This is a genomic window from Pseudomonadota bacterium (assembly GCA_040752895.1).
Lineage (GTDB): Bacteria > Pseudomonadota > Alphaproteobacteria.
The window spans coordinates 1-9,620 of record JBFMHN010000008.1 but is presented as its reverse complement, the minus strand read 5'-3'; the positions used below and the strand labels follow the sequence as shown (position 1 = coordinate 9,620).

The following is a 9,620-nucleotide window of genomic DNA, read 5'->3' as shown; positions in this document are numbered from 1 at the left end:
TTCGAGCGGGCCTTGGTGTACGTGGTCCGCGCGCTCGGCCAAGTGAACGTCACCAAGCTCGAGAAGATCCTGTACCTCGCGGACCTTGAGCACTTCCACCGCACCGGCAAGACGCTGACCGGCGCGCGTTGGGTGCGGTACAAGCTCGGTCCGCTGGCCAAGCGACTCGTCCACGCCCGTGACGACATGGCGGGCTTCGAGATTCGCGTCTCCGGGGAAGCCCAAGGCGACAGACAAGCTCAGGTCTATCGGCCCGGACCGTCCCCGCGTTTCGAGCCGGAACTCGCTCCCGAGGAACAGCGCGATCTCGACCGGATCATCGAACTAACGCGCGCCATGAACGCCGATCAAATCATCCGGTTCGCCTACGGGACGACGCCGATGCGCTTCTTGCTGGCGAAGGAGCGCGGTGAGCCGCGGTACAACGTCGGGATCCCGTTCGACCTCGACCTCTCCGTGGTCGCTCGTGTTGCCGGAGAAGAGCCGAGCGCCGACACGGACGATCGGCGGGACTTCAAGCTGCGCGAGCTGGCGCGTATCGCGGACATCCAGGAGGCCATGCTGGCGCGCGTCGCCAGCGGATGATCGAGCCGGGGGCCGTCTTCGAGCTCCCAGCGCGACTGGCGCGTCCGCCGCAGGAACCGCACCGCTTCGATCCGGCGGCCCGTGAGTCGCGGTGGGTGCTCGTTGTCTCAACCTCTGATCAATGCCTGGCCCCGGGGTACCTCACGGTGTTCGCCGTGCTGCTCAGCTCCCAGACCGAATACGCGGGCGAGAACGACGTGCTGATCTTCGCCGGTGAGGCGGTCCTGCGTGATTCGATCGCTCAGGCCGACATCCTGTTCACGCTGAGTAAGCAGGACCTTGGGCGAGCCCGCTACCGCGGCACGGTTTCCGCGGATACGCTGAAGCGCGTTCGCGCCGCCCTCGCGCGTATCCTCGGGTTCGTGTAGAGCGACGAAGGGCTCACCCTAGCCCGTCGGCCGGGCGATGGCACACTCTGATGGGTCGCCTTACCCAGCGTCAGGCGCCTAACCGTTTGGCTACTCGCCACAGTCTGAACGGGGGCAGGTCCGACCGGCCATCGATCGGGATGATTCAGGTGCCGATCCAAAAAGGCCGGATGAGTTCGCTGCCCTAAGAGTCGTACTGAGTCCACTGCCCCTTGCTGGCACCCTCTACTTCGTCGGGGCCTCGGCGGTCGACTCGGTGGGGCGTCGGCACTGACCTACGGCACGTTTCCCACCGCTCACGCCTACGACGTCAGGCCGTACCGCTCGCCACGCCTCCGGAACGCCGCCTCACCGCCCTCGAGGAGTCGGCAAACGGCGTCACGAATGGCGGGATCCTCGAGCCCGCCGGCCACATAGGTGATGTCCGGAAGCTCCTTCGGCGAACTACGTCTCGAGTCCGCCACGATGACCTGGTCGGAATCCGTGTTGACGACAAGGTTCGCGTTGTGCGTAACCATCAGGATCTGTCGGCGCAGCGCTGCTTCCCGGAAGAAGGGCACAAGCGAGTCATAGACCGAGCTCGGGTCGAGGTTCTCCTCCGGCTGATCGATGACGAGAGGACGGCGGTCCCATTGATCAAGTCCGAGATAAAGGGTCAGGAGCACGACGCCACGCGTTCCTGGCGAGAGGCGTGAGATGGGTACGCCTTCGTACTCGACCCCGTAGCGAACGCGGATGTGATCCGTCGAGAAGAGCCACTCGCCGACATTGGTCAGTGACGCGCCTTGGGCGAGGACGAGCGGAGTCTTGAAGTGCTGGCCAAGGAAGGCGTCCATCGCCGCGACGACTGTCGAGGGGTCACCCGTCCGCCATGGCTCCAGGAGGGCCGTTCGAGCCGCCTCGAGAAGCTTGCCGTGTCCTTGGAATGGTGGCGTTCGGAGATCGAAGAGAGCCTCGCCACGCGTCGACCACGCCTGTAGGTCTACGACCCTTCCGACCGTGAACGAGAGCTTTCCCAGCCGCGGCTCTTCGCTGATCCGGTCGCGGAGCGGGCGATACAGTCGCTCAAGTGCCTCCTGCTCTTGAACGAGCGCCTCGAACACCCGACCATAGGACGCCAGTCTTCGGCGCTGCGCCTCTCTGAGTCGATCGCTGGCCCCCCGGGCGTGCTTGAGGTCGCGGTCCGCGTTCGCTTCGACGGTAAGTGAGGCCGGCAGCTGGTTCTGGAGTTGTGCACGCCGGAGCGCTTTCGCCTCGTCGAGGCCAAGTTCCTTGACGAGCCGCTCGTGTTCGGCGACGAGCCACGCCAGGCTTCGGGGAGTGGCGTCCGCCTGATCCGCGACGTCCTGTAGGGCGGCAAGCCCTCGGGTCCGTAGGGCGTCAGCCTGCGACCGGGCAGCCTTCTCAAGCTGCGCGAGCGTGTCGAACCCCGCGTTGGCGATCATTGGTCGCAGCAAATCCCAAGTGGCGTCGTCGAGCAGGTCCGGATGCGCGCGACGGAGCCCTCGCCAGTCTTCCTCGGCGACTATGAGCTGGCGCTTCGCTTCTGCGGTGACATCCGCGATCTCCTGCCCGCGACGGTCAGCGGTCGCGATCGCGTTCCGGAGCCCCTGCAACTCAGTCGCTGCGGCCTGTACGGCCTTCGCCTTCGTGTCGTCGACCGGCACGGGAATCTGGGCGAGATTGGTCTCCAGGTTCTGCCGGGTGCGTGTCGCAGCGGCGAGTGCCGTCTCAAGCTTCGGCACCGCTCGGATCAGCTCCTGCTCTGCTGCGATCTCGTCGGTCAGTTTCCGAATCGCCGATCGTTCGTGCTCGGCGCTCGCCTGCGAGTCCTGGAGTATCAGCCCCCTCAGCTCATCGAAGTCGGCGGTCCGCAGCCTCTCCTCGTCCGGGATCGCGCTATAGACCACTCGCTCGATCTCAGCCAACAGCGGCTCCGTGAGGTCATCAGGGGAGGACAGCCGCTCCACGAACTGCTGGGACAGATACTGGACGCGAGGTTCGGCCGCCCACATCCAATCGACGGAGTCACGCTCGTTCGATGTCTCCTCGCCGTCCGCCCACGCCAGTTCGACCCGGAGGCTACCCAGCAGCGGGCGCGCCTTGGCGAGAAACGACGCAGGCCCAGGATCGATCTCCTGCGCATCTGCGGCCAGGGCGACAAGGTCGGCGAGCGCTGTCTTCTCCGATCCCTTTGCGCCGATGATCGTGACGAGACCGCTGTTGAGCGCCATGGCCGGGGTTTGAAGCCATGGGGCATCGGTGGCACGCAGCTCGCGGATGATGCCCGCGCCGGGTGCTTCTGGTGGGGGCTCGGCGCCAATGTGCGCCCTGTGCTCGGGCTCGACCCTGGTTTGGCGAAGGGACTCGAACGTGGCGTCGCCCTTGATCCAGCACCGCCGGTCGTGGTCCGGTTGGAGTACGGCCGCGATCTCGTGCGCATCCGAGCCGTGGAGACACGGCTTGGGGGTCTGAGCATTCGACTCGAAGTCCGGGTGATGGCCGAGCCAGTACTCGCGGTCGCCGGGGCTGCCCGAGAACACCACGTCCGCAAAACGACCGAGCTCCTCTCGCTGCGCACGGAACGCCGCATCCCGCGCCAGCCCCGCCAGCCCGTCGTTGCCGGCCGCGACCGCGACGAGCATGTTCCGTCTCACCCAGTCGTCGCGTTCGAAGAGTGAGCGTAGCTGCTGAAGGTCGACCTTGAACTGGTTCGCTCCCTCGCGGAGCGCCGTGGCGTCGTCGGCTCTGCCGTTGCCAGGCTGGGCCCGTCCCAGCCGGCGTAGTCCGTCGTCGGTGCACGGCAAACGGTCCCGCCGGAACTCGAAGGTCAGCTGGGCGAGCTTCTCCTCGGCCCGAACAACGTGGTCGGGATCCTCGGGGGAGATCAACAGGTGGAGATTGACGCCGTGGCCACGCCTGGTCTCAACGGTGAGGCGCATCTCCACGTTGGGGAACACGAGCGACACCGAGCCGAGGCTCGTGGGCCGCCGGTTCTGGAACTCCCTATATGTCCGGAGCGAGAAGTAGTCGGTGATGCCGAGGGCGACCGGCGCGGGTTTAGCCGAGGTGATCGCTGCGAAGTAGGCGTCCCAGTCTCCGCCGAAACCGTCGTTGCGAAGCGTGCCTGGGGCATGGAGGTGCGGCTCCCAGCGGAGCCAGCGCGACCCGACGCCCCAGACTCGGTCTGTCACGCTCTCAATCCCCGCCCGCCAACTCAGTTCCGCCGGATCGGCCGTGGCGGCGGCCCTGGACTTCGCGTCGATATCGCTCGACCTCCTCGTCGGTGACGAGCCAGTCGCGCCCGACTTTGAAGGCTCGTAACCGGCCACGATGGACCTGGGCCCTCAGGGTCGCGTGGCTCACGCCGAGCATGGCCGCGGCCTCGGCCAGCCCAACGGGTCGCGCACGCTCATCCATGCGCACAACCGTAGCTTATACACGCTAGCGATGCCCATACACGCTAGCGTGTCTCGACCGGTCGGTCTCTGGGGAGCTACGCTAGCGATGCTGGTGGCCCAGCCCAGCGTGTGCACCGTCGACTAGGCCATCCGTTCGGTTCTCGCTCCGAGGAGGCGTCGAGTAGAGTGGCCGTTGTCGTCCCCGGCCCGACACGTCCGGCCGCAGTCCCTATTCGACGGCCTCCGCGTCCGACCGTCGTGTTCGACGCGTACTGGCGGTTCGCCTGTGAGCGCCAAGAGGTCTATTTCTTGCGACTCGCGGGGGCTCGAGCTCCCTGGACCTCCGACCCGATTCTGCGGGACTTCCGATTCACGAACGCCTATCGGGCTGCCGACCGGACGAGCCAGTTCCTGATCGGGGACGTCATCTACCGTGGGTCGCAGGACCACCGAGAGCAGGTCTTCCGGGCCCTCCTGTTCCGGCTCTTCAACCTGCCGAGCACCTGGAGGGCCCTCGAAGATCGTGTCGGGTCGATCGAGATCGGGTCGTTCGATGAGCGGACCTACGCTCGAGCGCTAGACGAGTACGCGGCAACCGGCGCCCGACTGTACTCGGCCGCGTACGTGATCCCACCGGTGCCGCGGGCCGGATACGCGCGAAAGCACCATCAACACCTCCAGCTCGTCCGCTGGATGCTCGAGGATCGAGTCGACGAGCGAGTTGCTGATGCCGCCTCGCTGGAACATGTCTTCCGCGTGCTTGGCGGCTATCCATCTCTGGGCCGATTCCTCGCGTTCCAGCTGGCAATCGACTTGAACTACGGCCCGCACCTCGGGTTCAGCGAGATGGACTTCGTGGCGGCGGGACCCGGTGCGAGCGAGGGGATCCGCAAATGCTTCGAGGCATCGGGTGACTGGACCGACGACGACATCATCCGGTGGGTTGCCGATCATCAGGAGATCGAGTTCGTCACGCGCGGACTCGACTTCACAACGCTCTGGGGCCGGCCGTTGCAGCTGATCGACTGCCAGAATCTGTTCTGCGAGATCGCCAAGTACTCACGCGTCTCGCACCCAGAGTTCACGCCCCCCGGGGGGCGGCACCGACTGAAGCGGACCTTCACCCCTCGGGTCGAAGTTGAGCGACCCTGGTTTCCTCCGAAGTGGGGCATCAACGGGCGCATCGCCATCGAGCATGCACCGCGGTCAGTCGAGCAGCTCGATTCGGCGTTTGAGCAGGTCTAGGCGGAAGCGGCCGCCGCCGTTGGCGCGGATCGCGCGCCACAGGCGGTATGACTCCAGAATGGCCCGCTCCCACTCGGCCACGGAGCGGGCGCTGACCTCGAGCCCCGAGGTGCGCTGCTTGATCGCACGCAGGAGCTCGTAGTCGATGCGATCGACGCCTTCGAGGAAGCTGTGCCGGCGAGCGTAGTCAAAGATCATCTCGACGACCCCCTCGTCGACAATGGTGGCGCGAGCACCGTCCTCGGCGTGATCGACGCGGGGGTCGCTCTTCCGCTTGCGCTTCATTAGGCGCCGCATGGTCGGCGACCAACCGAGCGTCGCGACATGCGCGAGGTGGAGCACGTCGTGGAACCGGTACCCGTCGTCGATCCTCGCGTTGTCGTTCAAGGGGTCTCCAACCGGCGAACCGTTAATCTTCAGTCGCACGATTGCCATCCCCGTCTCATCGATCGTCTCAGTCACTTCCGCGGTCATCTCACGCGGGAACTGTTCGTGCGAGGGATAGGCAGCGTCGAACAGGAGGGGGTCGGTCGGGTCCGGCTCGCGTTCTGGGCGGTTCCCCCAGCGAGTCCCGGTCTTGGCGAGGTTCGCCTCGGCGATCCGGGAGAGTGACAGGTCGAATTTCGACGCTAGGTTCGCGACATACCAGAGGATGTCGCCGAGCTCTTCGGCGATCCGATCCTCGAAGGCCGTGTAGGCCGGGCCATCTCGCAGCCGCTTCTTGTAGGCGGTTAGGAGATCGCCCGCTTCGCCAGCCATGCCTAGCAAGGGAACGACGATGGCGTCGCCTTCGCGGCCGGGTTTCTGGTCGGTCGCCTGTGCTGCTGACTGGTAGTCGTCAAGATCCACTCAAGGACCTCCTCACGCAATCAAGGTCGGGTGATGCCCATGGGCTTCATGGCGGGGAGCCGCCCACGAGTCCGGCTTGAACGGCGAAGCTCTCCAGGTAGGCGACTGGCAGCCATGCGTATCCTCCCAGTCCCCAGCCGTCACCCCAGCTGTTGCGGATGAGCAAGTGTCGGTCACCCACGAGGTCGGCTGCGCCCACGACAAGCACGGCGTGATACCCGCCAGCGGGCGCGCGAAGGCTTGGAACTCGGATCCGGCCATCCGGCTCGGGGCATTCGAACTCGTCGGTTACCTCGACCACAAGCACGACTGCCGCGCCGACGGTCAAATGCGCCTCGAGACCATCCTCGACACGATCGTGAGCCAGCAGGACCTGCGTGAACGTGGCGGTCAACCACGGCTCAGGGCCGACATCTGGTGGCGGCTCCTCCGTTCCGGGGCCGAGGCTCTCGTTGTATGGCCACAGCGCGAGCGATGGCTGACCGACGGCGCCGAGGGCGGCGGCTACGTCAAGCAGCAGAACCCCATCGGGACCCGTTTGCGCCAGTTGCGTACAACGCCGCCAGAGCGACTCTGGGGCGAGAGCCTCAACACCGGCCCCGTCGAACGCCCGGCGGGCCTCGTGGTTGGCGCCGATCGCAAACGGGACGCACAAAGGTCGAGGGCCCTGTGCCGAAACAGGCGTTGACAAGTACACGCGTAGGTCCGTGGCGGGCCGAGCACCTGTCGCGCGCACGCGACTCCCTCGTGAGCGGGTGGTCACGTTGGTCCCGCTATCGGCTCGGTCCGCCGGGTGCGTCGTCAGCGGGTGCCGCGGCCAGTAGGCTGCGTGCGTGGGCGACGGATGGCGTCGGATGGACGGTCGCCTCCACCAGGAACGTCAGGACAGCGGGTGCCAACGGTTCGTGCGCCGGCGCGTAGGCGAGCTCGTAGCGCCAGGTGCCCTCAGTCCGCGCTTGTACGGACAACCATCGCCGGCCGGTCGCACCGATCCGCGGAGCCGGGCGGTCCAGCACTTGAGCGCTGGCTAGCGCCCGGCGGTGGCTGATGGTCTCACGTGATGTTCGAGGCAGCCCGCCGGGTACGTACTGGTCGGTCACGACTTGGAGCGGTGGCTCCTCGCCCTGTTCGTCGTCACGTCGGCGATCATCGAGTGCCACTTTGTCGCGGGCGACCTGGTCCGGCCGGGCGTCGATGTCCGAAACGGGACTTCCGTCGGCGAAGGGCGGGGGTGCCGGTTGTGGATGTCGCTTGTCACGCGCGATCAAGTCGGTAGGGGTCATCCATCGAAAGCCGGTCGTGCGGTTCTCGGGCAACGCGATGACGATCTCATCCGCGGTCGTGACGTCGAGACGGGCGCCGTTCCAACGCTCGTCGATCGGCCAGACATCCGCGTTGCCGACAACCGGCCGAGCCCCGTGGGCAAGCGCCCGCTTCGCGGCGAGCGGGCTGACGTGAAGTAGGCGGTCTCGGTCCTGGGTCGAGATGACGCCGAGCTCGGCCATCTGGCGGACCGCGGCCTCGTAGCTGACCCCCATGTCGCGCGCCACCAAGTACGCCTGGGGTGGCTCCGGTAGTGGGCCTGTGCCGATCCCGTGATGTGCTGCCGTTGCATCGACCAGGGGCGGTGGCATAACGACGTATGAAGCGAAGAGTTGCGCGATGCGCTCCCGCTCAGGAGCCGACGGCCGCAGGATCGCCTCCTCGTCGTCAACCCACGGACGACCGTGATCGAGGATCCAGTGGCCGATCTCGTGAGCTGCCGTGAAGCGCTGCACCGCCGGCTGCCGACGAGTGGTGATCATGATCCCGCCGCGGCCAACCGGGAGGCATGCCCCAAGCGTCGTGCCAAGCGGAACAAACGTCAGCCAGATGTCGAGTTGTTCGATGAGCCAGAAGACGTCGATTGGTTCGGTCTGGTCGACGCCCAGGTCCTCAAGAAGACCGGCCGCCTCGAGCAACGCGGTTCGACGCCGTCCTAGCCAGGACGCCTGTGACACTTGTCAACTCAGCCTGTGTTGTCCGGTGCACGCCGCCGCCGTCGCGCTCCCGCCGCCCTGCCGCCAACCTCGCCCGGGGACCCCGCCGACGCGAGGAACTGGGCGAATCGCAACACTTGCGCCTTATCGTCCGCGGAGAGAGCCGAAGTGGCGTGGAACAGCGCATCATCGGCATCCACCGTGGGCGGCTCGCCACCGAGTAGCCAGTCGATCGGACGTCGATAGATCCGGGAGAGTCGCCGCAACTCGAGCCCTGTCACTTTTCGTCGCCCCGCCTCCATGGCCAGGACGCTGGTTCTCGGGATGCCCAATGCGCCGGCGACGTCCGCCTGCGTCAACCCAAGCGTCTCGCGCGCATCTCGCAGCCGTTCGCCGACGATCTGATCGTCGACCTGATCGATGTCGAGGTCCCCGACCGCGCGCTCGTCGGTCATCTGCCTGGTCCCGTGGCAACCGCCGTGGCGATTGCCCATTGCGGGTCGTGCGCGACCTTCACGACAACTGACGTAATGCCGCGATCGATGCGAGCGGCCTCTGCCTGTCCGAAGAGATGAACGAGTGGACGTAGTTGGTCGCTCATGTCGACCTCCACATCTAGTGGATCGATGTCGCCGATTCCGAGTCCGAGAGCTTTCATCGCGGCCTCCTTGGCCGCCCAGCAGGCGGCCAAACGAGATGACTGCCGCGCGCTCTGAGCGAGCTCCTTCGGGGTCCATCCTGCCTCAACGAACGCTCCATCCGATGCGGCGAGTAGCTGGTGGAGCTCCACAACATCTACGAGATCAACGCCCAAGCCAAGGACGGTCGCGCTCATGCGACGGCCTCTTCAGCTCGCGCAGCCGCGATGATCGCCTCAAGTCCTGCCCTACCGCCGTAGCTTCCCCGCTCGTCATCGGCGAGGGTCGCTTGGACGGCGATCTCCCCAACCTCGAAACCGGTCTGCTGGGCCAGGAACCTAAGGAGATCCGAGAGGCCGATGAGGTTCCCGTACGCCTTCGTGAGCAGGAACTGGTGCCTGTAGACAGCAAGCATGCTCAGACGGCCCGCAAGGAGGGTCAGATCGATGTGCACGAGACAGGGAAAGGCGCGCTGACGCCGATCCGTCGCAGCGTAGACCTGCAGACCCTGGTCGGGGATGTCGGCCTCGCCTCCGACTGCGATGTCGGCGGCAT

The 9,620-nt window shown here is 66.2% G+C and carries 12 protein-coding genes; 4 read left to right on the top strand and 8 right to left on the bottom strand.

Translation table 11 applies throughout. The annotated features are described in order from the left end of the window. Both AB1781_11295 and AB1781_11290 read left to right on the top strand, forming a co-directional pair. On the top strand, window positions 1-585 hold a 585-nt coding region (locus AB1781_11295), incomplete at its 5' end, for a Panacea domain-containing protein (GenBank protein ID MEW5705151.1). Next, window positions 582-953, top strand: a complete 372-nt coding sequence (locus AB1781_11290; GenBank protein ID MEW5705150.1) for a type II toxin-antitoxin system PemK/MazF family toxin — start codon at window positions 582-584, stop codon at window positions 951-953. The genes AB1781_11295 and AB1781_11290, both read left to right, overlap by 4 nt. A 302-nt stretch (window positions 954-1,255) precedes the next feature. On the opposite strand, the gene AB1781_11285 is transcribed toward AB1781_11290, so the two are convergent. Then, window positions 1,256-4,147 carry a TrlF family AAA-like ATPase gene (locus tag AB1781_11285; GenBank protein ID MEW5705149.1) on the bottom strand — a complete coding sequence of 964 codons (2,892 nt, stop codon included), beginning with the start codon at window positions 4,145-4,147 and terminating at the stop codon, window positions 1,256-1,258. 4 nt (window positions 4,148-4,151) lie between these two features. Then, window positions 4,152-4,328, bottom strand: a complete 177-nt coding sequence (locus tag AB1781_11280) for a helix-turn-helix domain-containing protein (GenBank protein ID MEW5705148.1) — start codon at window positions 4,326-4,328, stop codon at window positions 4,152-4,154. 284 nt (window positions 4,329-4,612) lie between these two features. Here AB1781_11280 and AB1781_11275 point away from each other — a divergent pair, with 284 nt between their 5' ends. Then, complete coding sequence (locus AB1781_11275) at window positions 4,613-5,599, top strand: nucleotide kinase domain-containing protein (protein MEW5705147.1); 987 nt, start codon at window positions 4,613-4,615, stop codon at window positions 5,597-5,599. Here AB1781_11275 and AB1781_11270 read toward each other — a convergent pair. Both AB1781_11270 and AB1781_11265 read right to left on the bottom strand, forming a co-directional pair. After that, the gene (locus tag AB1781_11270) at window positions 5,561-6,448 is read right to left on the bottom strand and encodes a nucleoside triphosphate pyrophosphohydrolase family protein (protein ID MEW5705146.1); all 888 of its coding nucleotides are present in this window, start codon (window positions 6,446-6,448) and stop codon (window positions 5,561-5,563) included. The genes AB1781_11275 and AB1781_11270 overlap by 39 nt on opposite strands. Window positions 6,449-6,494: 46 nt before the next feature. Further along, on the bottom strand, window positions 6,495-6,629 hold the full coding sequence (locus tag AB1781_11265) for a hypothetical protein (GenBank protein ID MEW5705145.1): 135 nt from the start codon (window positions 6,627-6,629) through the stop codon (window positions 6,495-6,497). On the opposite strand from AB1781_11265, the gene AB1781_11260 reads away from it, so the two are divergent. Then, entirely contained in the window at window positions 6,615-7,136 is a 522-nt protein-coding gene (locus AB1781_11260) for a hypothetical protein (protein ID MEW5705144.1), read from the top strand. The genes AB1781_11265 and AB1781_11260 overlap by 15 nt on opposite strands. Before the next feature lie 85 nt (window positions 7,137-7,221). On the opposite strand, the gene AB1781_11255 is transcribed toward AB1781_11260, so the two are convergent. The 4 genes from AB1781_11255 to AB1781_11240 form a co-directional block, all read right to left on the bottom strand. Further along, the gene (locus AB1781_11255; protein MEW5705143.1) at window positions 7,222-8,448 is read right to left on the bottom strand and encodes an ImmA/IrrE family metallo-endopeptidase; all 1,227 of its coding nucleotides are present in this window, start codon (window positions 8,446-8,448) and stop codon (window positions 7,222-7,224) included. 8 nt (window positions 8,449-8,456) lie between these two features. Then, window positions 8,457-8,882, bottom strand: a complete 426-nt coding sequence (locus AB1781_11250) for a helix-turn-helix transcriptional regulator (GenBank protein MEW5705142.1) — start codon at window positions 8,880-8,882, stop codon at window positions 8,457-8,459. Next, the gene (locus AB1781_11245; GenBank protein MEW5705141.1) at window positions 8,879-9,262 is read right to left on the bottom strand and encodes a 4'-phosphopantetheinyl transferase superfamily protein; all 384 of its coding nucleotides are present in this window, start codon (window positions 9,260-9,262) and stop codon (window positions 8,879-8,881) included. The genes AB1781_11250 and AB1781_11245 overlap by 4 nt, the downstream gene beginning before the upstream one ends. Then, window positions 9,259-9,620, bottom strand: a 362-nt coding sequence (locus AB1781_11240; protein ID MEW5705140.1) for a hypothetical protein, incomplete at its 5' end; no start/stop codon positions are given. The genes AB1781_11245 and AB1781_11240, both read right to left, overlap by 4 nt.